Origin of the sequence: Ramlibacter pallidus, from assembly GCF_015070875.1 — a bacterium.
Classification (GTDB): Bacteria; Pseudomonadota; Gammaproteobacteria; order Burkholderiales; family Burkholderiaceae_C; genus Ramlibacter; species Ramlibacter pallidus.
On the sequence record NZ_JADDIV010000005.1, the window covers coordinates 375,381 to 399,480 of the forward strand.

General features: G+C 72.3%; 35 protein-coding genes. 22 read left to right on the forward strand and 13 right to left on the reverse strand.

What is annotated here, in order from left to right; all coding sequences use genetic code 11:
• Positions 1 to 5: 5 nt before the first annotated feature.
• Positions 6 to 347: an AtuA-related protein gene (locus tag IM787_RS18820; protein ID WP_193678238.1), complete on the forward strand. Its 342-nt coding sequence runs from the start codon at positions 6 to 8 to the stop codon at positions 345 to 347.
• Here the strand turns inward: IM787_RS18820 and IM787_RS18825 are convergent.
• Entirely contained in the window at positions 256 to 699 is a 444-nt protein-coding gene (locus tag IM787_RS18825; RefSeq protein WP_193678239.1) for a hypothetical protein, read from the reverse strand. The genes IM787_RS18820 and IM787_RS18825 overlap by 92 nt on opposite strands.
• A gap of 106 nt (positions 700 to 805) precedes the next feature.
• On the opposite strand from IM787_RS18825, the gene IM787_RS18830 reads away from it, so the two are divergent.
• The 6 genes from IM787_RS18830 to glsA all read left to right on the forward strand — a co-directional run bounded on the left by IM787_RS18830 (position 806) and on the right by glsA (position 6,348).
• On the forward strand, positions 806 to 1,885 hold the full coding sequence (locus IM787_RS18830; RefSeq protein WP_193678240.1) for a hypothetical protein: 1,080 nt from the start codon (positions 806 to 808) through the stop codon (positions 1,883 to 1,885).
• 31 nt (positions 1,886 to 1,916) lie between these two features.
• Positions 1,917 to 2,156: a PepSY domain-containing protein gene (locus tag IM787_RS18835; protein ID WP_193678241.1), complete on the forward strand. Its 240-nt coding sequence runs from the start codon at positions 1,917 to 1,919 to the stop codon at positions 2,154 to 2,156.
• Between the two features lie 2 nt (positions 2,157 to 2,158).
• Positions 2,159 to 2,830, forward strand: a complete 672-nt coding sequence (locus tag IM787_RS18840; RefSeq protein WP_193678242.1) for a response regulator transcription factor — start codon at positions 2,159 to 2,161, stop codon at positions 2,828 to 2,830.
• Positions 2,827 to 4,158, forward strand: a complete 1,332-nt coding sequence (locus tag IM787_RS18845; protein ID WP_193678243.1) for an ATP-binding protein — start codon at positions 2,827 to 2,829, stop codon at positions 4,156 to 4,158. The genes IM787_RS18840 and IM787_RS18845 overlap by 4 nt, the downstream gene beginning before the upstream one ends.
• A gap of 23 nt (positions 4,159 to 4,181) precedes the next feature.
• A complete protein-coding gene (locus IM787_RS21830) occupies positions 4,182 to 5,258 on the forward strand; it encodes a glycerophosphodiester phosphodiesterase family protein (protein ID WP_255528565.1) in 1,077 nt (358 codons plus the stop codon).
• Between the two features lie 154 nt (positions 5,259 to 5,412).
• Entirely contained in the window at positions 5,413 to 6,348 is a 936-nt protein-coding gene (glsA, locus tag IM787_RS18855) for a glutaminase A (RefSeq protein WP_193678244.1), read from the forward strand.
• Here the strand turns inward: glsA and IM787_RS18860 are convergent.
• Positions 6,302 to 6,727, reverse strand: coding sequence for a response regulator (locus IM787_RS18860; RefSeq protein WP_193678245.1), 426 nt, complete (start codon positions 6,725 to 6,727; stop codon positions 6,302 to 6,304). The genes glsA and IM787_RS18860 overlap by 47 nt on opposite strands.
• A 146-nt stretch (positions 6,728 to 6,873) precedes the next feature.
• Here IM787_RS18860 and IM787_RS18865 point away from each other — a divergent pair, with 146 nt between their 5' ends.
• Complete coding sequence (locus IM787_RS18865) at positions 6,874 to 7,086, forward strand: hypothetical protein (RefSeq protein ID WP_193678246.1); 213 nt, start codon at positions 6,874 to 6,876, stop codon at positions 7,084 to 7,086.
• Positions 7,087 to 7,104: 18 nt separating this feature from the next.
• Here the strand turns inward: IM787_RS18865 and IM787_RS18870 are convergent, their stop codons facing one another.
• The gene (locus IM787_RS18870) at positions 7,105 to 7,419 is read right to left on the reverse strand and encodes a hypothetical protein (protein WP_193678412.1); all 315 of its coding nucleotides are present in this window, start codon (positions 7,417 to 7,419) and stop codon (positions 7,105 to 7,107) included.
• A gap of 132 nt (positions 7,420 to 7,551) precedes the next feature.
• On the opposite strand from IM787_RS18870, the gene IM787_RS18875 reads away from it, so the two are divergent.
• The 3 genes from IM787_RS18875 to IM787_RS18885 are packed head-to-tail and all read left to right on the forward strand — an operon-like array spanning position 7,552 to position 9,469.
• On the forward strand, positions 7,552 to 8,520 hold the full coding sequence (locus IM787_RS18875) for a Bug family tripartite tricarboxylate transporter substrate binding protein (protein WP_193678247.1): 969 nt from the start codon (positions 7,552 to 7,554) through the stop codon (positions 8,518 to 8,520).
• Positions 8,517 to 9,155 (forward strand): GDSL-type esterase/lipase family protein, encoded by a 639-nt coding sequence (locus IM787_RS18880; RefSeq protein WP_193678248.1) that lies wholly within the window; start codon positions 8,517 to 8,519, stop codon positions 9,153 to 9,155. The genes IM787_RS18875 and IM787_RS18880 overlap by 4 nt, the downstream gene beginning before the upstream one ends.
• A gap of 2 nt (positions 9,156 to 9,157) precedes the next feature.
• Positions 9,158 to 9,469, forward strand: coding sequence for an ATPase with chaperone activity (locus tag IM787_RS18885; protein ID WP_193678249.1), 312 nt, complete (start codon positions 9,158 to 9,160; stop codon positions 9,467 to 9,469).
• A gap of 3 nt (positions 9,470 to 9,472) precedes the next feature.
• Here the strand turns inward: IM787_RS18885 and IM787_RS18890 are convergent, their stop codons facing one another.
• Together IM787_RS18890 and IM787_RS18895 are read right to left on the reverse strand one after the other, a co-directional pair.
• A complete protein-coding gene (locus tag IM787_RS18890; protein WP_193678250.1) occupies positions 9,473 to 9,997 on the reverse strand; it encodes a DUF1697 domain-containing protein in 525 nt (174 codons plus the stop codon).
• Complete coding sequence (locus IM787_RS18895) at positions 9,994 to 10,710, reverse strand: ArsR/SmtB family transcription factor (protein WP_193678251.1); 717 nt, start codon at positions 10,708 to 10,710, stop codon at positions 9,994 to 9,996. The genes IM787_RS18890 and IM787_RS18895 overlap by 4 nt, the downstream gene beginning before the upstream one ends.
• A 106-nt stretch (positions 10,711 to 10,816) precedes the next feature.
• On the opposite strand from IM787_RS18895, the gene IM787_RS18900 reads away from it, so the two are divergent.
• Complete coding sequence (locus tag IM787_RS18900) at positions 10,817 to 11,140, forward strand: NIPSNAP family protein (protein ID WP_193678252.1); 324 nt, start codon at positions 10,817 to 10,819, stop codon at positions 11,138 to 11,140.
• Between the two features lie 86 nt (positions 11,141 to 11,226).
• Entirely contained in the window at positions 11,227 to 11,526 is a 300-nt protein-coding gene (locus IM787_RS18905; protein WP_193678253.1) for a hypothetical protein, read from the forward strand.
• Between the two features lie 3 nt (positions 11,527 to 11,529).
• Here the strand turns inward: IM787_RS18905 and IM787_RS18910 are convergent, their stop codons facing one another.
• Positions 11,530 to 12,156 carry a LysE family translocator gene (locus IM787_RS18910; protein WP_193678254.1) on the reverse strand — a complete coding sequence of 209 codons (627 nt, stop codon included), beginning with the start codon at positions 12,154 to 12,156 and terminating at the stop codon, positions 11,530 to 11,532.
• Positions 12,157 to 12,245: 89 nt separating this feature from the next.
• On the opposite strand from IM787_RS18910, the gene IM787_RS18915 reads away from it, so the two are divergent.
• From IM787_RS18915 to IM787_RS18925, 3 genes are read left to right on the forward strand one after another with little or no spacing between them, the layout of a single operon-like run.
• Positions 12,246 to 13,211, forward strand: coding sequence for a helix-turn-helix transcriptional regulator (locus tag IM787_RS18915; RefSeq protein ID WP_193678255.1), 966 nt, complete (start codon positions 12,246 to 12,248; stop codon positions 13,209 to 13,211).
• 11 nt (positions 13,212 to 13,222) lie between these two features.
• Positions 13,223 to 13,492: a KTSC domain-containing protein gene (locus IM787_RS18920; RefSeq protein WP_193678256.1), complete on the forward strand. Its 270-nt coding sequence runs from the start codon at positions 13,223 to 13,225 to the stop codon at positions 13,490 to 13,492.
• A gap of 11 nt (positions 13,493 to 13,503) precedes the next feature.
• The gene (locus IM787_RS18925; RefSeq protein ID WP_193678257.1) at positions 13,504 to 13,656 is read left to right on the forward strand and encodes a hypothetical protein; all 153 of its coding nucleotides are present in this window, start codon (positions 13,504 to 13,506) and stop codon (positions 13,654 to 13,656) included.
• A 10-nt stretch (positions 13,657 to 13,666) separates the two neighbouring features.
• Here IM787_RS18925 and IM787_RS18930 read toward each other — a convergent pair whose 3' ends face one another.
• Positions 13,667 to 13,873 (reverse strand): hypothetical protein, encoded by a 207-nt coding sequence (locus tag IM787_RS18930; RefSeq protein ID WP_193678258.1) that lies wholly within the window; start codon positions 13,871 to 13,873, stop codon positions 13,667 to 13,669.
• A gap of 94 nt (positions 13,874 to 13,967) precedes the next feature.
• Between IM787_RS18930 and IM787_RS18935 the strand changes: the two genes are divergently transcribed.
• Together IM787_RS18935 and IM787_RS18940 are read left to right on the forward strand one after the other, a co-directional pair.
• The gene (locus tag IM787_RS18935; RefSeq protein ID WP_193678259.1) at positions 13,968 to 14,540 is read left to right on the forward strand and encodes a putative glycolipid-binding domain-containing protein; all 573 of its coding nucleotides are present in this window, start codon (positions 13,968 to 13,970) and stop codon (positions 14,538 to 14,540) included.
• Between the two features lie 24 nt (positions 14,541 to 14,564).
• A complete protein-coding gene (locus IM787_RS18940) occupies positions 14,565 to 15,653 on the forward strand; it encodes an MBL fold metallo-hydrolase (protein WP_193678260.1) in 1,089 nt (362 codons plus the stop codon).
• Positions 15,654 to 15,681: 28 nt separating this feature from the next.
• Here the strand turns inward: IM787_RS18940 and IM787_RS18945 are convergent, their stop codons facing one another.
• Positions 15,682 to 16,134: an RcnB family protein gene (locus IM787_RS18945; RefSeq protein ID WP_193678261.1), complete on the reverse strand. Its 453-nt coding sequence runs from the start codon at positions 16,132 to 16,134 to the stop codon at positions 15,682 to 15,684.
• 144 nt (positions 16,135 to 16,278) lie between these two features.
• On the opposite strand from IM787_RS18945, the gene IM787_RS18950 reads away from it, so the two are divergent.
• Together IM787_RS18950 and IM787_RS18955 are read left to right on the forward strand one after the other, a co-directional pair.
• Positions 16,279 to 16,743, forward strand: coding sequence for an AAC(3)-I family aminoglycoside N-acetyltransferase (locus IM787_RS18950; protein ID WP_193678262.1), 465 nt, complete (start codon positions 16,279 to 16,281; stop codon positions 16,741 to 16,743).
• Between the two features lie 11 nt (positions 16,744 to 16,754).
• Positions 16,755 to 17,855, forward strand: a complete 1,101-nt coding sequence (locus IM787_RS18955) for a metal-dependent hydrolase (RefSeq protein WP_193678263.1) — start codon at positions 16,755 to 16,757, stop codon at positions 17,853 to 17,855.
• On the opposite strand, the gene IM787_RS18960 is transcribed toward IM787_RS18955, so the two are convergent.
• From IM787_RS18960 to IM787_RS18975, 4 genes are all read right to left on the reverse strand, one after another.
• Positions 17,838 to 19,217, reverse strand: coding sequence for a hypothetical protein (locus tag IM787_RS18960; RefSeq protein WP_227494475.1), 1,380 nt, complete (start codon positions 19,215 to 19,217; stop codon positions 17,838 to 17,840). The genes IM787_RS18955 and IM787_RS18960 overlap by 18 nt on opposite strands.
• A 51-nt stretch (positions 19,218 to 19,268) precedes the next feature.
• Positions 19,269 to 19,709 carry a DUF7673 family protein gene (locus IM787_RS18965; protein ID WP_193678264.1) on the reverse strand — a complete coding sequence of 147 codons (441 nt, stop codon included), beginning with the start codon at positions 19,707 to 19,709 and terminating at the stop codon, positions 19,269 to 19,271.
• A gap of 91 nt (positions 19,710 to 19,800) precedes the next feature.
• Complete coding sequence (locus tag IM787_RS18970) at positions 19,801 to 21,012, reverse strand: FAD-dependent oxidoreductase (RefSeq protein WP_193678265.1); 1,212 nt, start codon at positions 21,010 to 21,012, stop codon at positions 19,801 to 19,803.
• A gap of 8 nt (positions 21,013 to 21,020) precedes the next feature.
• Positions 21,021 to 21,530 (reverse strand): cupin domain-containing protein, encoded by a 510-nt coding sequence (locus IM787_RS18975; protein ID WP_193678266.1) that lies wholly within the window; start codon positions 21,528 to 21,530, stop codon positions 21,021 to 21,023.
• Positions 21,531 to 21,652: 122 nt separating this feature from the next.
• Here IM787_RS18975 and IM787_RS18980 point away from each other — a divergent pair, with 122 nt between their 5' ends.
• Positions 21,653 to 22,132 (forward strand): hypothetical protein, encoded by a 480-nt coding sequence (locus tag IM787_RS18980; RefSeq protein WP_193678267.1) that lies wholly within the window; start codon positions 21,653 to 21,655, stop codon positions 22,130 to 22,132.
• Positions 22,133 to 22,135: 3 nt separating this feature from the next.
• On the opposite strand, the gene IM787_RS18985 is transcribed toward IM787_RS18980, so the two are convergent.
• A complete protein-coding gene (locus IM787_RS18985; RefSeq protein WP_193678268.1) occupies positions 22,136 to 22,753 on the reverse strand; it encodes a TetR family transcriptional regulator in 618 nt (205 codons plus the stop codon).
• A gap of 99 nt (positions 22,754 to 22,852) precedes the next feature.
• On the opposite strand from IM787_RS18985, the gene IM787_RS18990 reads away from it, so the two are divergent.
• Positions 22,853 to 24,094, forward strand: coding sequence for an efflux RND transporter periplasmic adaptor subunit (locus tag IM787_RS18990; protein ID WP_193678269.1), 1,242 nt, complete (start codon positions 22,853 to 22,855; stop codon positions 24,092 to 24,094).
• Positions 24,095 to 24,100 lie beyond the last annotated feature (6 nt).

Consider the following 24,100-nt stretch of genomic DNA (forward strand, 5'->3'; position numbering starts at 1 on the left):
CCGCCATGCCGACCATCCCACTGCACGAAGTGGCACACGCCCGCACCGGCGACAAGGGCAACCGCATCAACATCAGCCTCATCGCCTACCGGGCGGAGGACTACGACTGGCTGGTCGAGGAGGTCACCGAGGCCCGCGTGGCCGCGTGGTTCGGCCATCGGCAGCCGGCCGCGGTGCGCCGCTATCTGCTGCCGCGCCTGGGGGCCATGAACTTCGTGCTCGACGAGGTGCTGGACGGCGGCGTGAACGATTCGCTCAACCTCGACATGCACGGCAAGGCGCTGTCGTTCCACCTGCTGGCCATGACGGTGCCCGCGCGAACTGCCGCTGCACCACCAGCTCGATGACGACGTCGCCGACGAGCGGCTGCAGCAGCCGCGGCTCGCCGGCCCGCAATTCGCAATCGATCACCAGGCGGCGCGCACCGAACCACCGCGTCTCGACCTGCTCGCAATCGCCCGCGAACACCAGCCGAGGCTGCAGGCTGCGCAGCCACGCATGCTCGCCGCGCAGGAAGACACCGCGGTCGCCGGGCGCGGCGCCCGCGGGCAGGGCGCGCACCTCCGCCACCCACGCCGCGTCCGCCGATGGCGCGGGCGGCTTGAGCAGGGCATGCCGCCAGCGCCACTGGAATTCCCAGGCGAGCAGGGCCAGCACGGCAAGGGCGAGGGCGGCGAGGGGAAGGCGGAACTTGTTCACGGGTGGCAGGCGGGGCCGGCCGATTCTGACGCAGCATCGCGCGGTCCGTTCAGGATGCGTTCACGTGCCCGGCCGTACAGTCTCTCCATCCCCTACAGGAGGTGCTATGCAGAACCGAGTCCGTACCCATGTGGCAGCCCTGATGCTGCTGGTCCCCGCCGCCACCGCTTTCGTCGCCGCTCCCGCCGCGGCCCAGTCGCGGTTCGCGCGGGCGCCGCAGATCGAGAGCTTCGAGGTCCGGGGCGGTGGCGAGCGCTTCGAGCCGGGCCGCGAGCTGCGCTTCCGCCTGGAAGGCACCCCCAATGCGCGCGCCTGGGTCGAGATCCCCAACGTCACCCAGCTGGAGCTGCGCGAGACCCGCCGCGGCGTCTATGAAGGCGAGTACGTGATCCGCCGGCGCGACGACCGCCGCGACTTCGAACGTGCCGTCGCCTCGCTGCAGGACAACGGCCAGCGCGTGACGGCGCGCGTGGCCCTGCGCGACCGCGACGACGACCGTCCGGGCCGCGGCAACGGCGGCCCGCAGATCGTCGAGGTCACGCCCGCCAACGGCGCACGGGTGGACGACGACGGCCGCGTGCGCATCGCCGCCAAGCTGCGCGACAACCGCCGCATCGAGGACGTGACCCTGCGCGTCGACGGCCGCGACGTCACCGGCGATGCGCGCATCGAACGCGACGAGATCGAGTACCGCGCGAACCTGCCGCGCGGCCGCCACACCGCCGAACTGTCGGTGCGCGACCGCGCCGGCCGCACCGCGCGGCAGTCGTGGAGCTTCGACGTTGTGGAGCGCGGCCGCGCCAGCCCGCCGGTCGGCGCGGTGCCGGTGCCCGTGCCCGTCCTTCCGCCGGTGGCGGTCGCGCCGACGGCGCCGGCCATCGAGGTGATGAGCCATCCGGTCGACGCCGTCTGGGACATCCACAACCCGCACCCGATCCGCGGCCGCACATTCCCGCACGCCACCGTGCGCGTGCTGGTCGACGCGGTGAGCGAAATGAACGGCGGCGGCACCCAGCAGACCATTGCCGACACCACGGTGCGCGCGGATGCGAACGGCAACTTCGCCGTGGTGCCCCGCCTGCTGAACCCGAACCTGCGGATGACGGGCACGGGTTACCAGATGCGGCTGATCTCCACCACCGGCGCGCAGACTGCGGAAACCCGCCTGCGCCTGCGGCACGGCTGAGGCACTACCATCGCGTGAAGGAAGGACCGCCATGCAACCCACCCGCAAGCTGATCTGCGCACTGGCCCTGGCGGTGGCCAGCGCCGGCGCCTGGGCCCAGGTGAGCCGCGACGGCGCGGCCGCCGCCGCCCAGCGCGTGAGCCCGGGCCGGGTGCTGGCGGTCGAGCGCGCCGATGCCGACAACCGCCCGGCGTGGCGGGTGAAGGTGCTCACGCCCTCGGGCGAGGTGCGCGTGATCCTGATCGACGCGGCCACCGGCCGGCCGCTCTAGGCATGCGCCTGCTGCTGATCGAGGACGACGCGGCGCTGCGCACGGGCCTGGCCCGGCAGCTCGAAGCGGAAGGCTATCGCGTCGACCAGGCGGCGGACGGCGAGGAAGGCCTCTTCATCGCCCAGGAGTACCCGGTCGACCTCGCGATCGTCGACCTGGGCCTGCCGAAGCTCAACGGCATCGCCATCGTCCAGCGCCTGCGCAAGGAAGGGCGGCCGCTGCCGATCCTGATCCTCACGGCCCGCGGCAGCTGGCAGGACAAGGTGGCGGGGCTCGAGTCGGGCGCCGACGACTACCTCGTCAAGCCTTTCGAATACCAGGAGCTCGCCGCGCGCGTGAAGGCGCTGTTGCGCCGCTCCATCCAGGCCACCAGCGACGTGCTCACGCTCGGGCCGCTGGGGATCGACCTGGCCGGCCAGAAGGTCCGGCTGCACGGCGAAGCGCTGGAACTCACCACCTTCGAGTACCGCATGCTGGAGTACCTGGTGCGCCATCGCGACCGCGTGGTGACCAAGCAGGAACTCTCGGACTACCTCTACCCGCACGGCGAGGACCGCGACAGCAATGTGCTGGAGGTGCTGATGGGACGCCTGCGCCGCAAGCTGGACCCCGACGGCAAGCTGGGCCCGATCGAGACCGTGCGCGGGCGGGGCTACCGCTTCACGCTGGGATGAGCCCGGGCTACTCCATCCGCGCACGCCTGCTGCTGGGCGCGGCGCTGGTGCTGGTGGCCTTCCTCGTCGGTGCCGGCCTGGCCGTGCAGCGCGCGCATGCGGACAGCGTGCGCGCCGTGCATTTCGGCCGCCTGCAGGGCACCGTCTACCTGCTGCTCGCCGGCGCGGAGGTCGACGCGGCGGGTGCGCTGACCATGCCGGCCGGCCTGGCCGAGCCTCGCCTCATGCTGCCGGCTTCCGGCCTGTACGCCAGCATCGCCAGCCCCGGCGCCGGGGAGCAATGGCGTTCGCCGTCGTCGCTGGGACAGCAGCCGCCGTTTCGCCGCGCGCAGCCGGTCGGCGAGTGGCGCTACGACGACCTCGACGGGGACGGCAAGGGCTGGCTGGGCGTCACCTACTCGGTGAACTGGGCCGGCCGCAACGGCGCGGTGCCGCTGGTGCTGTCCGTGCTGGAGGACCGGGCGACCTTCGATGCCGAGATCCGCATCTTCGCGCGCACGCTCTGGGCCTGGCTGGGCAGCGCCGGCGTGCTGCTGCTGATGGCGCAACTGCTCCTGCTGCGCTGGGCGCTGTCGCCGCTGCGCCGCGTGGCCGGCGAGATCCGCCGCATCGAGGCCGGCGAGCAGGAAGGCATCGAAGGCAGCTACCCCACGGAGATCACCGGGCTCACCGGCAACCTGAACACGCTGCTGCGGCAGGAGCGCGTGCGGCAGGTGCGCTACAAGGAGGCCCTGAGCTTCCTCGCGCACAGCCTGAAGACGCCCCTCGCGGTGCTGCGCAATGCCCTCGCGGAGCCGGCGCAATTGCCGGCCGCCGTGGAGCAGCAGGTGGCGCGCATGGACGACATCGTGCAGCACCAGCTGGGGCGCGCGGCGGCCGGCGGCGCCACGCGTTTCGCCCGGCCGCTGGAACTGCTGCCGGTGATCGACCGCATCCGCGACGCGCTGGCCAAGGTCTATGCCGAGAAGCGCCTGGCCCTCACGGTGGACGGCCCGCCGCAGTTGCGCTGGCGCATCGACGAAGGCGACACTTTCGAGATGATGGGGAACGTGATGGACAACGCCGCCAAGTGGGCCCGCAGCCGCGTTGCCGTCCGGGCCGGCCTCGAGCAGGGCAGGCTGGTGCTGCAGGTCGACGACGACGGGCCCGGCTTCAGCGACACGGAAGCGGTGCTGGGCCTGCACGTGCGCGGCGACGAGCGGGTGCCGGGTCACGGCGTCGGGCTGGCGGTGGTGAACGACCTGGTGGCGAGCCACGGCGGCGAGCTGCAGCTCACGCGCTCGGACCTCGGCGGCGGGCGCGTTCGCATCGTGCTGCCCGCGCCCTGAGCGTGCAGCGTCGCCACCGCACCATGGACTTCCGGGTCGCCTTCCTCCTGCTCGCCTTGCTGGCGGGCGCGCTCCCCGCGCGCGCCGCGCCGCCGTCCCCGTTCACGGCCACCGGTGCCGGGCGGGCGCCCGTGGTGCTCGCGCACCGGGGCATCGCGCAGACCTTCCCGTCCGCGGGCGTCACCGGCGACACCTGCACGGCCGCGCGCATCCATCCGCCGGCCCATGCCTTCCTGGAGAACACGATTCCCTCGCTGCAGGCGGCGGTGCGCGCGGGCGCCGACGTGGTGGAGGTCGACATCCATCCCACCACCGACGGCGAGTTCGCGGTGTTCCACGATTGGACCCTGGAGTGCCGCACCAACGGCCGGGGCCGCACCCGCGACCACGCCATGGCCGCGCTCAAGGCGCTGGACATCGGCCATGGCTACACGCACGACGGCGGCCGCACGTTCCCGCTGCGCGGCAGGGGTGTCGGCTTGATGCCCTCGCTGCGCGAGGTGCTCGCCGCGCTGCCCCGCCAGGCGATCCTGCTGAACGTGAAGAGCAACGACGCGCAGGAGGGCGAGCGGCTCGCCGGCTGGCTGCTGTCGCTCGCGCCGGAACAGCGGCGCTTCCTGGCCGTGTACGGCGGCGACGTGCCGGTGGCCGTCGTGCGGGCCCGGGTGCCGGACGTGCTGACCACCAGCCGCTCGCAGATCAAGGCCTGCGGCCTGCGCTATCTCGCCCTGGGCTGGACCGGCTGGATGCCTGAGCCATGCCAGCGCATGATCTTGCTGCTGCCGCTGAACTACACGCACTGGATGTGGGGCTGGCCGCACGCGCTGGTGCAGCGCCTGGAGCACCGGCAGCGCCGTGTTTGTGCTCGGGCGCTGGGGCGGCGGCTTCACGCAGGGGCTGGACACGCCGGAAGACCTGCGGACCTTGCCGAAAGGGTGGCAGGGTGGCGTCTGGACCGACGAGGTGCAGTGGCTGGGGCGGGCGCTCGGACGCTCGCGCTAGGTGCCGGTTTGGACCGCAGGCGGTCGGCAGGGTTCCCGCCTGCAGAGCAGGAATCCGCCGGTGTTTTCCCCGCTGCGCGCGGGCGCCCGGCCGCCTAGACTGGCTGCACGAAACGCCATTGCGGCGCGACGTGGACTAGAGAGAGTTCTTTCGGGATCTTCCTGCGCCCCCTCCCCGCGAGGGGGCCTTTTTTTTGCGGCGCGCGGAGCGGCGCCGCGCCCCGGCCGCGCGCAAAGGCCTTAAGGTTCCGCGATGGACCGCAAGCTGCCCGCCGATGCCCAGGCTTTCCTCCAGGGACTGCTGGAACGCCACCGCGCGAACGAGGAAGGCAAGCTCACCGACTACCTGCCGGAGTTCGGGGCAACCGACCCGGGGACCTTCGCCGTGGCGGTGGCGACCGTGGACGGCGAACTCGCCTGCGCCGGCGACCACGGGCACGCGTTCACGCTGCAGTCGATGTCCAAGCCCTTCATCTACGGCCTGGCACTCGACCGCTTCGGGCGTGCCGACGTGCACCGCAAGGTGAGCGTGGAACCCACGGGCGAAGCGTTCAACTCGATCATCGAGCTGGAAGAGGACCACCTGCCGTACAACCCGATGATCAACTCCGGCGCGATCGCCATGTCCGCGCTGCTGCACCATGCGGCGCCGGAGGGGGCGGCGGAGCAGATCATGGCGATGTTCGGGGCGTATCTCGGGCGTGAGGCGCGGCTGCACGAAGCGGTGGACGCGGGCGCGCTGGGCGGCAGCCACCGCAACCGCGCCATCGCGCACCTGCTGCGGCACTTCGAGGTGATCGGCGACGACATCGAAGGCGCGCTGTCGCTCTACGCGCGCCAGTGCGTCGTCGCGGTCGACACGGCGGACCTCGCGATGATGGCGGCGACGCTGGCGAATGGCGGCGTGCAGCCGCGCACGGGGTGCCGCGCGATCGGGCGCGACCACCTACGCGACGTGCTCACGCTGATGTTCACCTGCGGCATGTACGACTCCTCCGGCGCGTGGGCCTATACCGTCGGCCTTCCCGCCAAGAGCGGCGTGAGCGGCGGCATCCTGGCGGTGGTGCCGGGTCGCATGGGACTGGCGGTCTACTCGCCGCGGCTCGACGCGCACGGCCACAGCGTGCGCGGCGTGGAGGTCTTCAGGTCGTGGTCGGCGCAGTGGCGGCTGGGGATGTTCGATCGATGAGGGCGCCGCGCTGCTGCGCCACTTGCACGAGCCACGCGATGAAATCGCTCGTCTGCGTCTTGTCGAACACGGCATCGGCGCCGAGGTTCATGCAGTGCTGGCGCACGCCGCCGGTGGCGTAGCCGCTGAAGACCGCCACCGCGCCCGCGTCCGGCGCCGCCTTCAGGGCCCGCAGCACGTTCATGCCCGTGCCTTCGTCGAGCACGAGATCGACGATCGCGACATCCCAGCCGCCCGGGTGTTCCTCCAGCCACAACTTGGCCTCGGCTTCGGTGCTCAAGGCGGAGACGACGCGGTACTGCCCCATGGACGCGAACAGGTCGTCCAGCAGCAGGCGCATGCCGCGCAGGTCCTCGAGCAGGAACACCCTCAGTTCCACCGGTCCTCCGTGAAGTGGTCACGCCATTGTCACTGTCGGCCGGGGCCGGCGGACATCGGTGCATCGAATCGTTTTTTTCTTCACTCCGGAAGGCACCACGGCGCGTCCCGGAATGCATAGACTGGCGTCCGGACTTCTCCGACGCCATGGACCCGCTCGACCCCCTGCTCACCCTCAAGGAAGAGTTGGACGACGCCGCCCGGCGCGAAACCGGGTGGCTGCGCCTGGCCCTGGCGCTCGCGCGCGACAAGGCTCCCGCCCACGTCGTCGACGAGGCCTATCGCAACCACGAACTGGCCCGCGACCGTCGCCGGCAGCTGGTGCGGCACCTCGGCGCGTCGCTGCTGTCGCAGCTGTAGCGGCAGCCGCCCTGCGGCTTACTGCCGCCGCGGGTTGTTCGGCCGCGCGTCCTGGCGGTTCGGTACCCCGTCGTTGTCCCGGTCCGGATCGACCCGGTTGCGCAGGCCGTCGCCGTCGCGGTCCCGGTTGCGGCCGTCGCGCCGCTGCACGTCGGTGCGGTACACCGGATAGCTGCCATACACGCCGCCGTAGACCGGGCCGGGATAGTAGCCGCCCGGCGAGGCATACACGCCGGGCTGGCCGTGGTAGCCGTAGCTGCCGTACGGATCGCCGTAGCCGACGCAACCCGCCAGGGCGGCACACGCGGCGATGGGAAGCAGGATCTTGATCATGAGGGACCTCCGCGATGGGATGCCGCGAGTGTTCTCCCTCCGCAACGCGGCCGGGGCAAGCGGAAGGCGGGAGCGGGTGTAGGAGCGCAGGGGCGCGCCCTACAATCCGCCGCAAACACCCTGGAGACCCACGTGCGCCGCACCTTCCTGTCCTTGGCCGTCCTGGCCGCCGCCTCCTTCTTCACCACTGCCGCCACGGCGCAAGCCTGGCCCAGCAAGCCGATCCGCGCGGTCGTGCCGTTCGCGCCCGGCAGCGCCACCGACCAGATCGGGCGGGCGTTCGCCGCGGAGATGGCCAAGGTGCTCAACCAGCCGATCGTCATCGACAACAAGCCCGGCGTGAACGGCATGCTCGGGGCCGCGGAGGTCGCCAAGGCCGCGCCGGACGGCTACACGATCCTGATCGGCACCAACAGCACCAACGCGGCGCTGAAGAGCCTGATGAAGCAGCTGCCGTACAACCAGGACACCGCCTTCGCGCCGCTGGGCTACATGGGCTCGGTGCCGCTGATCGTGGCCGTCAACAACGACGTGCCCGCGAAGAACCTGCGCGAGCTGGTGAACCTGGCCAAGACCAAGGCTGGCCACGTCACCTTCGCCAGCGCCAGCACCTCGCAGCTGGTCTCCACCGAGATGCTCGCCAGCATGGCCGGCGTGCAGATGACCAACGTGCCGTACAAGAGCGGCCCGGCGGCGATGACCGACCTGATCGGCGGCCAGGTGATGCTGTTCACCGCCGACTTCGCCGTGATGCTGCCGCAGGTGAAGGGCGGCAAGGTGCGCGGCCTGGCCGTCACTTCGACGCAGCGCTCCGCGGCCATCCCCGAACTGCCCACGGTCAACGAGGCGCTGGGCCTGAAGGACTACGAGCTGATCGCCTACTTCGCGATGTTCGCCCCGGCCGGCACGCCGCCCGAGATCGTGGCGAAGCTGAACCAGGCCATCAACGCCGCCGCCAACAGCAAGGAGCTGCAGGAGAAGTTCGCGCCCATCGGCTTCGTCGTCGAGCCGGGCACGCCGGAAGCGCTGGCGCGCCGCACGCAGCTCGAGACGGCCAAGTGGGCCAAGGCGATCCGCGACGCGAAGATCGAACCGCAGTGACGCGGCGCCGCGCCGTCCTGCTCGCGCCGCTCGCGGCGGCCCTGCTGGCGGCCTGCGGGCGCAAGCCGAAGAAGGCGGCGGCGCTGCCGGCGGGCACGCCGGTGCTCGCGCTGGGCGACTCGATCACCTTCGGCACCGGGGCCGGCACCGAGGCGAGCTATCCGTCGGTGCTCGCCGGGCTGACCGGGTGGAAGGTGGTGAACGCGGGCGTCCCCGGCGACACCTCGGCCGGTGCACTGGCGCGGCTTCCCGCGCTGCTGCAGGAGCACGCTCCCGCCCTGGTGCTGGTGAGCATCGGCGGCAACGATTTCCTGCGCCGGTTGCCCCTGGCGGAGACGCGCGCCAACCTCCGCAGCATCTGCGAGGCGGCCGTGACCGCCGGCGCGCAGGTGGTGCTGGTTGCCGTGCCGGAGGCGAATGCGATGGCGGCCTTGGCGCGATCGCTCGCGGACCATGCGATGTATGCGGAACTGGCGGCGGAAATGAAGCTGCCGCTGTATGCCGGAGGCTGGGCGGCGGTGCTCAGCGATCCCGCGCTGCGCTCGGACCCGATCCATGCGAATGGCGCGGGCTACGGGAAGTTCGCGCGCGGCCTGGCCGACTACTTGCGCGAGATCGGCCTGGTCCCGGCATGAGCATGGACGATCCCAACCAGATTGAGGTGCCGCCCTCGTTCCTCGCGCTGTTCGCCACGCCCTCGGGCCTGCGCCTGACGGAGCCGATCTCCTTCGTGCGGGAACGCTACGAGCTCTGCGAGGACCTGGCGCAGGCGCTCACCGAACAGGCGGCCGCGGCGCAGTTCCGCACCGGCGACGCCGAGTCCGTGGTGCTGCGCAAGATGCAGGCGGCGCTGTCGGTGGACGGCTCGGCCGTCGAACCGCGCGAGGCGCAGTGGGTGGTGCGCCGCCTGGCCGAGCTGCTCGGGTGGCCGCAGCCGGAGGACGGCTAGGACTCAGTCCGCCTGGCCCGCGGCGCAGACCTTGCGCACGGTGTCCCAGGTGCGCGTGGTCACGTCCTTGCCGAAGGCACGCTCGATCACCCCCATGAAGGCGGCCGCCTTCGGTCCGGGCACGTAGGCGCTGTACAGCTCCAGTCCCTCCAGGCGCAGCATGCTGGCGCCATCCGACCGCACGGGCAGCTCCGGTGCGTCCGCCGGTGCGGCAGCCAGGAAGGTGACGACGCGCTTGGCGCCCGCCGGAAGGCGGAAGGCGCGGTACGGGTCGGCCTCCAGCATCGCCTGCAAGGCCGCGACCGGGCGCACGATGGTGAGGAAGCTGCGCCCCAGGTGCTCCTGCATCGCCGCTTCGGCCTTGCGCGCGATGGCGCGCGGCGTGCCGGTGGCGCCGAACACCACGTTGCCGCTGGAGAGCACCGTCTTCACGCCGGTGAAGCCCGCGGCTTCCATGGCCCGCGCCAGGTCGGCCATGCGGCAGTTCATCGGGTTCACGCCGCGCAGGAAGGCCGCATGGCGCTTCATGCGGAGGGCTCCATCACGCGCTGCCAGCGGGCCAGCCCCAGCCAGTCGCGGAAGGCCGCCGCGCCGGCGGGCGTCAACGCGAGCGTGCGCACGCGCGGCTTGCGCAGCAGCCAGCCCTGGTCGAGGCAATGCGTGCAGAGCAGGGCGCCGAGGCGCCCGGCCAGGTGCATGCGGCGTTCACCCCAGTCCAGGCACGGCCGGCACGCCGGACGGGACGCCGGCGCGGCGAGGGTGGAGGGCAGCGCGAGGCCCAGGGCCTGCAACGGCGAAGCGGCTCTGGCCGTGAGGACCGCCGTTTCGTCCTCGATCACGACGGCGCCGTCCTCGACCAGCCGGTCCGCGATCGCGACGGCGATGCGCCCGGCCAGGTGGTCGTAGCAGGTGCGCGCCAGCCGCATGGCGGGGTCTCGCGGCCCCGTGCTCACCGGCGGAGCGGCGGGCGCCACCGACAGCTGCATGATCCCTTCGAGCACCCGCGCCACCTCCGCCGATGCCAGCCGGTGGTAGCGGTGCCGGCCCTGGCGGTCGAGCCGCAGCAGCCCGCCCTCGACCAGCAGCGCGAGGTGCCGGCTCGCCGTCGGCGCCGCCACGTTCGCGGCGGCCGCGAGTTCGTTGGCGGTGAGGGCGCGGCCGTCCATCAACGCGAGCAGCATGCCGGCCCGCGCCGGCTCGCCGACCAGCGCGGCGATGCGGGCGACCTGGTTGGTGTTCATGCCCGCGAGTTTGCACCAGCGGGCGGCGCCACGTTTCGTCGCGCAGCGAAGCATCGGCAGCGGTGCGCCCCCCACCATCGGGTCTTCCCTTTCCCTGGAGGACCCCATGCGCGTCACCTGCTTCATCCGCTACCAGATCGACCCGTTCCAGCGCGAGGCCTTCGCGGCCTATGCAGCCCAGTGGGGCCGCATCATCCCGCGCTGCGGCGGCCGCCTGCTGGGCTATTTCCTGCCGCACGAAGGCACCAATGACATCGCCTGGGGGCTGATCGGGTTCGACAGCCTGGCAGACTACGAGGCTTACCGGGCCCGGCTGCGCGCGGACCCCGAAGGGCGCGACAACTTCGCACTGGCACAGCGGCAGAAATTCATCCTGCGCGAGGAGCGCACCTTCTGCGAGGCGGTGCCCGGCACTTTCGCACCCAGCTGATCGGGAGGGGCGCGTCGCGTCGGGCGCTGGACTTTGCGGATCGCGGACCTCCATGGGCCTGCTCGCGCCGTAGAATGCCCTCGCCCATGAGCCTCATCCTCTCCCACAAGGTGCTCGACGAAGTGCTGCAGAAGCACGGCGTCAAGCCCAACGACCTCGCCGGCATCGACCGCCTGTTCGGCGGCGCCGACGGCTACTACTGGTACCACACGCTGCGCCATCTCTGCCCCAAGGGGCAGATCATCACGTGGGAAAGCGTGGAGGAGATGCGCGCCGCGGTGCAGGGGCACGAGGACGAGACCGCGGCCGAGGACGAAGTGAAGCCGCAGGCGCTGCAGGACGCGCACGTCGCGGCCATCGCCAGGCACCTCGCCACCGCCGTCTAGCGCTCAGGCGGCGGCCCAGCCCGTCCAGAGGGCCCAGGCGGCCGTGCCCACCAGGAGCGCGGCCACCCCGCGTCCCAGCACGGACTGGGCGCCGACGGAATCCCGCAGGTTGGCCCGCAGCCCCGCGGCGCCGAAGGCCACGGCGCCGTACACCAGCACCTGCGTCACCGCGATGATCGCGCCGAGCGCGACCACCTGCGCCAGCAGCGTGTCCTGTCCCGGCCGGATGAACTGCGGGAACACCGCGACCATGAACACGTACGCCTTCGGGTTCAGCAGGCACGTGACCATGGCGCGCGTGAAGGCGGACCGCATGGTGCGCGGCCGGCCGGTTTCGACGTCGGTCATGGTCGCGGGCGAACGCCAGAGGCCGATGCCCATCCAGGCGACGTAGAGCGCGCCGGCCACCAGGATCGCGTTGAACGCGGCCGGGAAGAGCTGCAGCAGCAACCCCACGCCCAGGGCGCCCATGGCGGTGTGGACGATGCCGCCGGCGACCAGCCCGCCAACCGCGGCGAGGCCCGTCCGGCGCCCGCCGACGAGCGCGCTGGAGAGCACGAAGGCCATGTCCATGCCGGGGATGACGATGATGCCGAAGACGAACAGCGCGAACAGCCAGAGATGGTCCATGGGGGGCTTCCTTCCTTGCAGGTGAAGGAAGGCAGTCTGCGGCGGCATACATGCCAACCTGCGGCATGTATTTGGCCTAGACTGTCCCCATGCGTGCGAGCCGGCTCCTGTCCATCCAGATGCTGCTGGAGACGCACGGCCGCATGAGCGCCCCGGCGCTCGCCCGGGCCCTCGAGGTGTCGGTGCGCACCCTGCACCGCGACATCGACGAACTCACGACGGCCGGCGTCCCCGTGTACGCCGAGCGCGGGCGGGCCGGCGGCTTCCAGCTGATGCCGGGATGGAAGACGACGCTCACCGGCCTGACGCCCGCGGAGTCCGAGGTGGTGTTCCTGGCGGGACTCGCGGGTCCGGCGGCGGACCTGGGCCTGGCCACCAAGGTCGAAAGCGCGCAGCTCAAGCTGCTCGCCGCGCTGCCCGCGCCGATGCGCGGCGACGCGCAGCGCATCAGCTCGCGGCTGCACCTCGACCCCGTGGAGTGGTACCGCGAGCCGGACCCCGTGCCGCACCTGCCGCTGGCGGCGACGGCGGTGTGGGAAGGACGGCAGCTGGCGATCACCTACGAGAGCTGGACGCAGACCGGGCGGCGGACCGTGCATCCCCTCGGGCTCGTCCTGAAGGCCGGCATCTGGTACCTGGTGGCGGCGCGCGAACGCAAGGTGCGCACCTGGCGCATCTCCAGCATTCAGGAAGCGGTGCTGCAGGACAAGCCGGTGCTGCGCCCCAAGGGCTTCGACCTGGCCGCCTACTGGCGCGATGCGGTGCGCCGCTTCGAGGCGGGCGTGTACACCGGTGAAGCGCTCGTCGCCGCCACCCCGCGCGGGCTGGTCGAGCTGCGGCGCATCAATGCCGCGCTGGCGCTGGCCGTGGCGCGCGCGACGCCGCCGGCGCGCGCGGGCGGACGCAGCCACGTGCGGATGCCGATCGAATCGGTCCCGCATGCGGCGGGCCAACTGCTGCGCCTGTTCCCGGAGGTGGAGGCGCTGGAACCCCCCGAGCTGCGGCAGGAACTGCGGCGCCGCAGCACCGCCGCCGCGCGGGCGTACCGGGCGTAAACTGGCGCGGCATGCCCACCCGGACCTTCACCAGCGGCCGCATCCGGCGGGCCGACTACGACGCGGCCTCGCGGCAGCTGGACCTGCACTGGGAGGGCGGCAAGGTGCTCGCGTACAAGTCGGTGCCCGAAGAAGTGTTCCGGCGGCTGTGCAGCGCGCCGAACCCGGCGACCTACTGGGAAGACCGCATCGCCGAGGAGTATCCGAAGGGCACGCCGCGCAGCGGCGCCGCCGTCCCGGCCGCGGGCAGGCCGCCCGGCGACCTCTTCGGGAAGGACTGACAGGAGCGAACATGGCCACCCGCACCGGCATCCTCTTCCTGCTCTTCGCGCTGGCGGGATGCGCCGCGGCGCCGCGGCCGCAGGCCGGGGCTTCGGCCTGCGCGCTCGGCGAGGCGTCGTACGCCTGCCAGGTCGAGCGCTACCACGCCGTGTCGGCGCCCTGAGGCTGCCCCCCTAGGCCGTCGAATCGCGCGCGGGCGTCGGCAAGTCGTCGTCGCGCACCCTGCGCTCGTTGCTGTTGCGCTGCTGGTCCTTGCGCATCTGGTCGGCGACGCTTTCGGCGCCGGCACCCGAACGGCGCCCCGGCTGGTCGGAGGGCTGCAGGCCCGGGCCCTCGTCGGGCTGCTTCGCATCCCCCGTCTGTTCGTCCGCTGCTCGCATGGGGTCCCAGTATGGAGACGCCGGCGCGGCCCGGTTGTAGGACCCACCCGAATCCGCCGTGGTCCTGTACAAACCATGCCACCCTGGAGGACGCATGGACCCATCGATCCTGTTCTGGCGGCGCACCGATGTCGAGGGCCTCGAGCGCCTCGAGCTCGAGATCGGGGCCGACCGCGTGGCCGCACGGTCGACCGTGCTGTGCCTGGAATCCGGCGGTTTCCGGCTCGATCACCGCTGGGAACTCGATCGGCATTGGCGCGCGCAGTCCGTCGTCGTGGAGCGGTGGGGCACGGCGGGCCACCGCCTGTTGCGGCTGGAGCGCAGCGGCAACGGCTGGCGCGTGGACGGCGCCGCGCGGCCCGACCTGGATGGGGCGGAGGAGCCCGACCTGTCGGTCACCCCCTTCTGCAACACCTTCCCGATCCGCCGGGCGCCCGCGGCCGCGGGCGCGTCGCTGGCCCTGGACACGGCGTTCATCGACGGTGACACGCTGGAGGTCACCCGCTCGCGCCAGCGCTACGAGCGGCAGGGGCCCGGCCGCCTGCGCTTCGTGGACCTGGGCCTGTCCGCCGGCTTCGAGGCCGACCTGGAGGTCGACGGGCACGGGCTGGTCCTGCGCTACGAGCACCTGTTCGAGCGCCTGTCACCGCCGCCCGCTATGCTCTGAGCTCCAGAAGAACGAGGGGCCTCCATGATTCGCCTTGCCCGCGGCTGGGTGCTGCCGCTGCTGGCCGCGTGCGCGGCGCAGGGGGCCGGCGCCGAAACCTGCGATCCGCGCTTCGCGAAGTCGCCGCAGTTCGTGGCGCAGGACTGCACCTTCCGCAACCCGCCCAACCCCGACGCCAAGCCGCACCGTTCCACCTGGGCCATCTGGTCGCGCGTGCTGCTGGAGGCCAAGCAGGGCACGGTACCGGTCGACGCGGTGCCGGTGCGCCACCTCGATGCCGCGGCGCTCGAAGCCCTCGACCGCGACGCGAACCACATCATCCGGCTCGGCCACTCGTCGCACCTGCTGAAGCTGCGCGGCAAGTGGTGGCTGGTCGACCCCGTGTTCGGCGAGCGCGCCTCGCCGTTGTCCTGGGCGGGACCGAAGCGCTTCCACGCGCCGCCCGTGGCACTGGCCGACCTGCCGCCGATCGAGGGCATGGTGCTGTCGCACGACCATTACGACCACCTCGACGTGCCCACGATCGAGGCGCTCAAGGGCCGCGTGCAGCGCTACTTCGTGCCGCTCGGCGTCGGCCGCCGGCTGCAGGAATGGGGCGTGCCGGCCGACCGCATCGAGGAGATGGACTGGTGGGAGCAGCGCAAGTGGGGCGAGGTCGTGGTGACGGCCGCGCCGGCGCAGCACTTCTCCGGCCGCACCCTGTGGGACCGGAACAAGACGCTCTGGGCCTCGTGGTCGCTCCTGAGCGGGCGCGAGCGCATCTTCTACAGCGGCGACACCGGCTACTTCCCCGGCTTCCGCGAGATCGGCCAGCGGCTCGGCACGATCGACATCGCGCTGATGGAGAACGGCGCGTACGACACCTACTGGCCCACGGTGCACATGACGCCGGAGGAGACGGTGCAGGCGTTCCAGGACCTCGGCGCGCGCACCCTCTACCTGGTGCACAACAGCACCTTCGACCTGGCCTTCCACGGCTGGCGCGACCCGCTGGAACGCGTCGCCGCGCTCGCGCAGCAACGCGGCATCGCGCTGGCGACGCCGGAGATCGGCGAGGTGCTGACGCTCGGGCGCCCGCGCGAGAACCGGAAGTGGTGGGAAGGGCTGCGCTGATGGCGGGCCGCGCGGCCCGCCATTCTGCTTACTGGCTGAGGATCAGGTTCGCGATGAGGCCGGTGGCCACGGCGGCCAGCACGTAGTCGGGGCCGACCTGCACCCAGTGGTAGCCGCGCGGGGGCGCGGAAAGGCGGTGGCCGCGCCAGTCGTTCACCACGTAGTGGCGGTCGCGCAGTTCGGCCGGCAGCCGGCCGCCGCGGCGGAACTCCGCCCCGCGGGCGTTGTCGTAGCGGCGCGCCTCGCGCCGGTCCTCGCGGGCTTCGCGCAGGTCGCGGCGGCCTTCGCGCAGGTCCTGCCGCGCCTCGCGGGCATCGCGCCGGTCATCGGCGCGGCGGAGGTCGCGTTGCGCTTCGCGGATGTCCTGCCGCGCCTCGCGTGCGTCCTGCCGCGCGTCCTGCCGCGAGGGTTGCGCGAACGAGGCCGAGCTGAAGCCCAGGGAAGCGATGGCGAGGGTGCAAAGAAGGGTCTTGGTGTGCATGTCGGGTTCCGTCGAAAGGGAGACCCCATGCTCGCGGCACCGTGCTTCGCGCAGGCGAAGGGCGTGTAGAGAGTTGCAAAGCGGTGTATCGGCGCCGGCGTCCTACGCGCGCGGGGCGCGCCCGCCGCTGCGAGAATCTCGCGCATGAACGACGACACCGCATCCGGCATCCGCCAGCTCACCGCGAACGACCTGCCGTGGATGGACGGCCTGCTCGCCCTGTTCGGCGAGGCCTTCGACGACGCCGCGACGTATTCGGCGCGGCGGCCCCGGCCGGAGTACCTGCGCAGCCTGCTGGCCAGCGAGACCTTCATCGCGCTGGTGGCCCTGGACGGCGATGCCGTCGTCGGCGGGCTCGCGGCGTACGAGCTGCGCAAGTTCGAGCAGGAGCGCAGCGAGATCTACATCTACGACCTGGCCGTGGCGGCCACGCACCGGCGCCGCGGCATCGCCACGCGGCTCATCGGCGAGCTCGGCCGCCTCGGCGAGGCACGCGGAGCCTGGGTGATCTTCGTGCAGGCCGACCATGTGGATCCGCCCGCCATCGCGCTGTACACCAAGCTCGGCACGCGCGAGGACGTGCTGCACTTCGACATCCCCGTGCGCTGACCCGGCATCCCGTGGACTCCCTCTCGCAGATCGCACTGGGCGCGGCCGTCGGCGTGGCGGTGATGGGCCGCCGCACGGCGGCATGGAAGGCCGTCCTCTGGGGCGGCATCGCCGGGACGCTGCCGGACCTGGACGTCTTCATCGACCACGGCGACGCGCTGCGCAACATGACGATGCACCGCGGCTTCAGCCATGCGCTGTTCTGGCTGACGCTCGCATCGCCGGTGCTCGCCGCCGCGCCGGCCGCGCTGCACCGCCAGCGCGAGCACTTCGCGCGCTGGTGGCTGGCGATCTGGCTGGCGCTCGTCACGCATCCGCTGCTCGACGCGATGACCGTGTACGGCACCCAGCTGCTGCTGCCCTTCACGGACCATCCCTTCGGGGTCGGCAGCGTGTTCATCATCGATCCGCTCTACACCCTGCCGCTGCTCGCGGGCCTCGCCGTGGTCCTGGCGCGGCGCGACGCGCGCGGCCTGCGCTGGAACCATGCGGGACTGCTGCTTTCCACCGCCTACCTGGCCTGGAGCGTGGGCGCACAGTGGCATGTCCGCGGCGTGGCGCAGCAGGCGCTCGCGGCGACGGGTGCGCGCGACGTCCCGCTGCTGGTGACGCCGACCCCCTTCAACACCGTGCTGTGGCGCGTGGTGGCGATGCATCCGGACGGCAGCTACGACGAAGGTTTTTATTCGCTCCTGGACGGCGGCCGCCCGCTGCGGCTGCGCCGGTTCGAGGGCACGGTTCCCGAGCGTGCCGGCCTCGCCCGGCTGGAGCCCGTGCAGCGGCTGGCGCGCTTCACCCACGGCTTCTACACGGTGCACGTACGCCGCAACCACGCCTGGGTGACGGACCTGCGCATGGGGCAGGAGCCGCACTACGCCTTCGCCTTCGTCGTGGCCCGCGCCGACGGCGCCCGCTGGGTGCCGCTGGTGCCGCGCAACCAGGGTTCCCGCGGCGACGTCCGCGCGGCGCTGGGCTGGCTCTGGCAGCGCCTGCAGGGCGAGGACGTGCCGCCACCCGGCTGGTCGGCGGCCGAGGCCGGCGTGCAGCGCTTACCGTCCGCCGTGACGGACGTCACGGACCGGGTGTCACCCAGCTCATCCACAAGCCGTTGAGGATTCCTGGAGGAGGGCCGCGGCCGCGGCTTCCACGGCCAGCAGCAGGTCCTGCGGATGCAGCATCGCTTCGCGCGCGGCACGGGCGGTGTCGTACTGGTGCAGGGCGGACCGGAGCTGCGGGGCTTGTGGGAGCGCCTCCCACACCGGCAGCAGCAAGGCCGGTCCAGGCGTCTCGCCACGCGTGAGGGCGTGCGCGAACGCGAGGCTGGCGGGTTCCGACAGCAGCACCGCCTTGCTCGCGGCGCTCAGCATCTGCACCTGCCCTTCGGGCGGCGCCGCGGAACAGTAGATGACGTGCGGCGGCAGCGCGAGCCCGTGCGGCTGCAGCTCGCGCAGCGTGCCACCGGCGATGCGCAACTCGCCGTCCGCGGCAGGAAAGGCATAGCTGCCCGCGGCGTCCGCCTGCGCCAGCCGCTGCAGCCCGCGCAGCAGCCGCGCCAGGTCGGAGGTCGCCGCTGCCGGCGCGGCCTTCACCTCGGCCAGCAGCACGATGTCGGCCCCTGCCCCCGGGGAGCCCTCGCGCAGGATGGCGACGTCCCATTCGTCCTTGGCCTTGCCCGCTTCACCGGGAAAGCCGCGCGGGGTGCGCAGGCCTGCGGCTGCGCGGAAGGTGCCCCCGGCTGCATCCCGTTCCTGCAGACATCGCGCGACCGCGCGCAAGGTGCGCAGCGTGTCCTGCTCGGCGGCGTCGCCGGTGCGCGCGGCGGCACGGCCCTGCGCGGCGGCGGCCTCGCTGCCGGCCGCGGGACCGCGGCGTTCGCACAGCGCCTGGTACTGGCGGACTGCGGCCCGGGTGCGCAGCGTTTCGGCCCGCGCGAGCCGGCGCAGGGCGGCACCCCCGATCAGGTCGTCGAGGACGGCCCGCAACGGCACGGACAGGTCGTCCTGTCCCAGCAGGGCGGCGCCCCTGGCATGCAGGTCCGTCCAGCCGCCCCCCGCGGCGAGGGCGTGCAACGCCGCCAGTTCGTCGCGCAGCCGCCCCTGCGGCAGCAAGCGCAGCTTGCCGGGGTGCGCGACGGTGTCCAGCGCCGTGCGGACCGACCGGCGGTCCGCCACGTGCTGCGCCGAAAGCCGGACGTGCTCGTCGACGTCGGCGTCCTGCGCACGCAGGACGAGCGCCTGGAAAGCGGCATCGCCAGCCCCGGGTGCGAGTGCTTCCGCGACCAGGGCGGCGAGTGACGTGGTGAAGAGATCCTGCGCGCCGGGGGCGCCGCCGGTGCGCGCTGCCTCGATCGCGAAGGCCAGCGCGGTTTCGGGATCGGCGGCTGCCGCCGTTCGCAGGTCCGCCGGCAGCGGCGGCATGCGGTAACGGCGCGGCGCGTCACGCAGGGCGGCAAGGAGCAGGGCGGGCGGCGGCAAGCGGGAGACGAAGCGATGGGCCAGCGGCGAGTATGGCCCCGTGCGGCCGGTTCAGGCGCTCGCCAGCTTCCATTGCTGCAGCAGGCGGCCGACCCGGCGCGGGCCGCCGCGCACGTTCTCGACCAGGTTCAACCGCGCGTAGCGGAAGGCGTCGAGCACCGCCAGCATGTCGTCGCCCGCATCGCTGTCGGAGCCGCGCAGCGTGAGCAGGGGCAGCGGACGGTTGTTCCACACCGCGCCGACGAAGGCGACGATGTCGCGCGCCTGCGGGGAGCTGCGTTCCTCCGCGGTGCGCAGCAGCCGGTCGAAGGCGGCGAGGCCGAGCTCCGTGGCGCGGTGCGACCGGAGTTCCTCCTCCATCAGCCGGGCCCTTTCGAACAGGGTGCCCTCGTGGTCGATGCGGGACTTGTCGGCCCGCCCCGTGACGACCTGCACCCGGGCGATCCTCTCGAGGTTGGCCTGGTGGCGGCGCTCGCGTTCGGCTTGGTTCATGGCGTGTCCCTCGTGCGTGGAGCCGGTCCGGTGCACCCGTTGTACTGCAGCCGGCGCCAAAGGGTAAGGCGGGCAAACGCCGGTGTTGCGTTCAGCCCGCGGGCGGCAGCCGCACCCTTTCCGGCCGCACGCCCATGCCGATCGCCCGCGCCGGAAGCCGGCGCAGCAGGGGGAGCCGCTGCAGCAGGCGGACGGGCAGCGGCACGCCGGCGGGCACGTCCGTGCGGGCGAGCAGCGGCGAGAGCAGGGCATCCTGCAGCGCGATCTGCATGCGCTGGGTCACGCGCGTGGGCCACTCCCGCCGGCGTTGCACCGCTTCGAGGTGCGCGGGGAGCAGACGCCCCTCCCGCAGCGGCGCGGCCAGCAGGTTGGCCGCCGCCACCGCATCCTGGATCGCCAGGTTGATGCCGACCCCGCCGATCGGCGACATCGCATGCGCGGCGTCGCCGATGCAAAGCAAGCCGTCGCGCCACCAGCGCGGCATGCGGCTGACCTGCACGCTCAGCAGCTTGACGTCGTCCCAGCTCGCGATGCGGTCCACCACGTCGCCGAGGAAGCCGGAGATCTCCGCCACGCTGCGGCGGAACGCCGGCAGCCCGCGGGCGCGCAGCGCCTCCAGCGATCCTTTCGGGATGACGTAGGCGCACTGCCAATAGGTGTCGCGGTTCAGCGTGACCAGCATGGAACCGGGCCGCATCGTGCCGCCGGTGCGGGACGGATCCTCCGGCGTGCGCGGCAGGTGGAACCAGAGGACGTCGATGGGCGCGCCGTAGTCCGTCGTCGGCAGGCCGGCGCTGGTGCGCACGGTCGTGTGGCGGCCGTCGGCGGCCACCACCAGGCCGGCGCGGATCTCCTGCGTATCGCCGCGCTGCGACACCTCGACGCCCGCCACCCGCCCGTCTTCTTCCAGCACGCGCGTGACCCTGGCGCCCATGCGCAGCTCGAAATGCGGGAACTTGCGGGCCTCGTCGGCGATGAAGTCGAGGAAGTCCCACTGCGGCACCAGCACGAGGAAAGGCCGCGGCGCGGGCAGGTGGCGGAAGTCCGCCATCACGACCACTTCGCCGAAGACGTCGGCCGTCAGTTCGCCGATCTCCTGGTGCGGCAGCCGCAGGAAGCGATCGAGCAGCCCGACGTCCTCCAGCACCTGCAGCGTCGACGGGTGGATGGTGTCGCCACGGAAATCGCGCAGGAAGTCGTCGTGCTTCTCCAGCACCACCACCGGCACGCCGCTGCGCGCCAGCAGGTAACCGAGGACCAGGCCGGCGGGTCCGCCCCCGGCGATGCAGCAGCGGGTCGCCATGCCCAGGCCTACACGCCGCCGCCGGGATGGGTGGGGTCGATCCAGAGGACCTGCTCGGGCTTTTCCACCGGCTCGATGTCGAGGTTGATCGCCACCGCCTCGCCGTCGCTGCGGCACAGGACGCATTCGAGCGCTTCGGTGCGGCTGGCGTTGATCTCCTGGTGCGGCACGTAGGGCGGCACGTAGATGAAGTCACCGGGGCCGGCCTCGGCGGTGAACTCCAGCTGCTCGCCCCAGCGCATGCGCGCCCGCCCGCGCACCACGTAGATCACGCTCTCCAGGTGGCCGTGGTGGTGCGCGCCGGTCTTGGCGTCGGCATGGATGGTCACCGTGCCGGCCCACAGCTTCTGCGCGCCCACGCGCGCGAAGTTGATCGCCGCCTTGCGGTCCATGCCCGGCGTCTGGGCCGTGTTGGGGTCCAGGCGGTCGCCGGGGATCACGCGCACGCCGTCGTGCTTCCAGCGTCCGGCGTCGCCATGCGGGTGGGGGTGCGGGTGGGGGTGGTCGTGGCCGCTCATGCGCGCCAGCCTACACCTTCCCGATGCCGCGCGTGGCAGGACCGCCGACGCAGGAAGAGCCGCGCTCCGACACGCCGGCAGCCCATCCGCACCTAGGCTTGCCGGCTGAAAGGAAGTTCGGCATGAAGTGGAAGCTCATCGGGATGGCGGCGCTGCTGGGCCTGTCCGGCGCAGGCGCGGCGGTCGCCGAGGTGAAGGCAGGCATGGGCAAGGCGGCGTACGAGACGGCGCTCAAGCGCATCGAGGCGCAGCGCAAGGCGGACGACCGCGCCTGCAAGCGGGCGAAGGGGCATGCGAAGGAACTGTGCGAGGCGCAGGCCGAGGGTCGGGACAAGGCGGAGAAGGCGAAGCTGGAGGCCCGCTACAAGCCCAGCCCCGAAGCGGTGCAGGAAGCGAAGTTCGCGGTGGCCGAGGCGAACTACGAGGTAGAGATGGTGAAGTGCGAAGCCCTGAAGGGACGCGCGGAGGACCGGTGCGAGGACCGCGCCAAGGCGGCGCGCGAGGCGGCCGAGCGGCAGGCGCGCGTCGAGAAGGTCGACAGCACCGGCGGCATCTTCGGCAAGGGCGAGGACGGCAAGCCGGCGAAGGCCGGCAAGTCCTGACCCTCAGGACAGCCCGAGCCCGCGCAGGTAGGTCTCCACCGCCTTCGGGCCGGTGGCTTCGAGGTCGAAGGCGCCGGGGTCCAGCAGCCAGTCCTGGATCAGTCCGTCGACCAGCGCATGCAGTCCTTGCGCCGCCACGGTGGCGGGCACCGGCAGGCGCACGCCCCGCACCGCGGCACTGCGCAGCAACGCCTTGCGGAAATGGCCCGTCGCGCCGTTGCGCATCTGCACGTGGCGCTCGCGGATCGCGCAAAGGCTGTCGACGTATTCCACCTTGTGCGTGGCCACCTCGAAGACCCGCCGCGTCTGCGGGTCCGCCACGGTTTGGTGCATGGCCTGGCGCAATGCCTCTTTCAGGTGCGGCAGCGGGTCGGCGTCACCACCGCCGTCGACCGATTCCATGGCGATCTGCAGGGGCATCACGACCCGGTCCATCATCGCGTTGAACAGGTCCGCCTTGTCCTGGAAGTGCCAGTAGATCGCGCCGCGGGTGGTGCCGGCCGCCACCGCGATGTCGTTGAGCGACGTGCCCGCCACGCCCTGCGCGAGGAACACGCGCTCGGCCGCATCCAGCAGGCTGTTGCGGGTGGCGAGGGCATCTTCCTTGGAGCGGCGGACCATGGCTCCGAATATACATTCAAACTTGAATGTATACTCGCCGGCTTGTCATTCGGGTCGTCGTCCCAGGCCCGGCCGTCCTCCTCACTTCCAGGCGAATCCATGGCTGCTCGCGTGCCGCACGTTTCCGTTGTCCTCCTTGCCACCCTGCTGCTGGCCGCCTGCGGCAAGGGCGGCGGGCAGGCCGCACCGCAGGGCGCCGCGCCGCCGCCGCCCGAAGTCGGCGTCGTCACGGTAGCGACCGGAGAAGTCGGGATCGTGACGGAACTGCCCGGCCGGCTGGAGCCTTCGCGCGTGGCCGAGGTGCGCGCGCGCGCCGCCGGCATCGTCCAGCAGCGCCTGTTCCGCGAAGGCAGCGACGTGCGGGCCGGCCAGGCGCTGTACCGCATCGACGCGTCCTCGCTCTCCGCCGCGACGCAGAGCGCGCAGGCCGCCCTGGCCAAGGCCCAGGCCAACTTCGCGCAGGCGTCCGCGCTGGCCAACCGCTACCGGCCGCTGGTGGAAGCCAACGCCATCAGCAAGCAGGAATACGCGAATGCGATCGCCGCGGAGAAGCAGGCCGAGGCGGACGTCGCCGCCGCACGGGCGGCGCTGCGCACGTCCGAGATCAACCTGGGCTATGCCTCGGTCACGGCGCCGATTTCCGGACGCGTCGGGCGTGCGCTGGTCACCGAAGGCGCGCTGGTGGGGCAGGGCGAGGCCACGCCGCTGGCCGTGATCCAGCAGATCAACCCGCTCTACGTGAACTTCACGCAGCCGGTCAGCGAGGTCATGAACCTGCGCCGCGCGCTGGAGCAAGGGCGCCTCAAGCGCGCCGGCGCCGATGGCGCTGAAGTGCGCATCGTGCTGGAAGACGGCACCGAGCACCCGCAGGTCGGCAAGCTGCTGTTCGCCGACCTGAGCGTGGACCAGGCCACGGGCCAGGTCAGCCTGCGCGCCGAGGTGCCGAACCCGCGCGCGATGCTGCTGCCGGGCATGTACGTGCGGGTGCGGCTGGAGCAGGCCAAGGCCAGCAACGCGATGCTGCTGCCGCAGCAGGCCGTGACGCGCTCGCCCCAGGGCGACAGCGTGATGGTGGTCGGCGCCAATGGCCAGGTCGCGCCGCGCACCATCAAGGTGGGCGGCTCGCAGGACGGCAAGTGGGTCGTGCTCGGCGGACTGCAGCCCGGCGAGCAGGTGATGGTGGACGGCTTCCAGAAGCTGCGCCCGGGCGCGCCGGTCAAGCCCGTGCCGTGGACGGCCACCGCCGCGGCCGCGGGATCGCCTGCGGCGCCGGCCGCCGCGGCCCCCGCCCAGCCGGCGTCGGCGCCGGCGAGCGCCGCCTCGCAGCCCGCGAAGAGCTGAGGACCG

What these genes read in the sequence shown, in the direction of transcription:
- IM787_RS18820 (WP_193678238.1), top strand. Translation starts at nt 6, where the DNA reads ATGCCGACCATCCCACTGCACGAAGTGGCACACGCCCGCACCGGCGAC.
- IM787_RS18830 (WP_193678240.1), top strand. Translation starts at nt 806, where the DNA reads ATGCAGAACCGAGTCCGTACCCATGTGGCAGCCCTGATGCTGCTGGTC.
- IM787_RS18835 (WP_193678241.1), top strand. Translation starts at nt 1,917, where the DNA reads ATGCAACCCACCCGCAAGCTGATCTGCGCACTGGCCCTGGCGGTGGCC.
- IM787_RS18840 (WP_193678242.1), top strand. Translation starts at nt 2,159, where the DNA reads ATGCGCCTGCTGCTGATCGAGGACGACGCGGCGCTGCGCACGGGCCTG.
- IM787_RS18845 (WP_193678243.1), top strand. Translation starts at nt 2,827, where the DNA reads ATGAGCCCGGGCTACTCCATCCGCGCACGCCTGCTGCTGGGCGCGGCG.
- IM787_RS21830 (WP_255528565.1), top strand. Translation starts at nt 4,182, where the DNA reads ATGGACTTCCGGGTCGCCTTCCTCCTGCTCGCCTTGCTGGCGGGCGCG.
- glsA (WP_193678244.1), top strand. Translation starts at nt 5,413, where the DNA reads ATGGACCGCAAGCTGCCCGCCGATGCCCAGGCTTTCCTCCAGGGACTG.
- IM787_RS18865 (WP_193678246.1), top strand. Translation starts at nt 6,874, where the DNA reads ATGGACCCGCTCGACCCCCTGCTCACCCTCAAGGAAGAGTTGGACGAC.
- IM787_RS18870 (WP_193678412.1), bottom strand. Translation starts at nt 7,419, where the DNA reads ATGATCAAGATCCTGCTTCCCATCGCCGCGTGTGCCGCCCTGGCGGGT.
- IM787_RS18885 (WP_193678249.1), top strand. Translation starts at nt 9,158, where the DNA reads ATGGACGATCCCAACCAGATTGAGGTGCCGCCCTCGTTCCTCGCGCTG.
- IM787_RS18890 (WP_193678250.1), bottom strand. Translation starts at nt 9,997, where the DNA reads ATGAAGCGCCATGCGGCCTTCCTGCGCGGCGTGAACCCGATGAACTGC.
- IM787_RS18895 (WP_193678251.1), bottom strand. Translation starts at nt 10,710, where the DNA reads ATGAACACCAACCAGGTCGCCCGCATCGCCGCGCTGGTCGGCGAGCCG.
- IM787_RS18900 (WP_193678252.1), top strand. Translation starts at nt 10,817, where the DNA reads ATGCGCGTCACCTGCTTCATCCGCTACCAGATCGACCCGTTCCAGCGC.
- IM787_RS18905 (WP_193678253.1), top strand. Translation starts at nt 11,227, where the DNA reads ATGAGCCTCATCCTCTCCCACAAGGTGCTCGACGAAGTGCTGCAGAAG.
- IM787_RS18910 (WP_193678254.1), bottom strand. Translation starts at nt 12,156, where the DNA reads ATGGACCATCTCTGGCTGTTCGCGCTGTTCGTCTTCGGCATCATCGTC.
- IM787_RS18915 (WP_193678255.1), top strand. Translation starts at nt 12,246, where the DNA reads ATGCGTGCGAGCCGGCTCCTGTCCATCCAGATGCTGCTGGAGACGCAC.
- IM787_RS18920 (WP_193678256.1), top strand. Translation starts at nt 13,223, where the DNA reads ATGCCCACCCGGACCTTCACCAGCGGCCGCATCCGGCGGGCCGACTAC.
- IM787_RS18925 (WP_193678257.1), top strand. Translation starts at nt 13,504, where the DNA reads ATGGCCACCCGCACCGGCATCCTCTTCCTGCTCTTCGCGCTGGCGGGA.
- IM787_RS18930 (WP_193678258.1), bottom strand. Translation starts at nt 13,873, where the DNA reads ATGCGAGCAGCGGACGAACAGACGGGGGATGCGAAGCAGCCCGACGAG.
- IM787_RS18935 (WP_193678259.1), top strand. Translation starts at nt 13,968, where the DNA reads ATGGACCCATCGATCCTGTTCTGGCGGCGCACCGATGTCGAGGGCCTC.
- IM787_RS18940 (WP_193678260.1), top strand. Translation starts at nt 14,565, where the DNA reads ATGATTCGCCTTGCCCGCGGCTGGGTGCTGCCGCTGCTGGCCGCGTGC.
- IM787_RS18945 (WP_193678261.1), bottom strand. Translation starts at nt 16,134, where the DNA reads ATGCACACCAAGACCCTTCTTTGCACCCTCGCCATCGCTTCCCTGGGC.
- IM787_RS18950 (WP_193678262.1), top strand. Translation starts at nt 16,279, where the DNA reads ATGAACGACGACACCGCATCCGGCATCCGCCAGCTCACCGCGAACGAC.
- IM787_RS18965 (WP_193678264.1), bottom strand. Translation starts at nt 19,709, where the DNA reads ATGAACCAAGCCGAACGCGAGCGCCGCCACCAGGCCAACCTCGAGAGG.
- IM787_RS18970 (WP_193678265.1), bottom strand. Translation starts at nt 21,012, where the DNA reads ATGGCGACCCGCTGCTGCATCGCCGGGGGCGGACCCGCCGGCCTGGTC.
- IM787_RS18975 (WP_193678266.1), bottom strand. Translation starts at nt 21,530, where the DNA reads ATGAGCGGCCACGACCACCCCCACCCGCACCCCCACCCGCATGGCGAC.
- IM787_RS18980 (WP_193678267.1), top strand. Translation starts at nt 21,653, where the DNA reads ATGAAGTGGAAGCTCATCGGGATGGCGGCGCTGCTGGGCCTGTCCGGC.
- IM787_RS18985 (WP_193678268.1), bottom strand. Translation starts at nt 22,753, where the DNA reads ATGGTCCGCCGCTCCAAGGAAGATGCCCTCGCCACCCGCAACAGCCTG.
- IM787_RS18990 (WP_193678269.1), top strand. Translation starts at nt 22,853, where the DNA reads ATGGCTGCTCGCGTGCCGCACGTTTCCGTTGTCCTCCTTGCCACCCTG.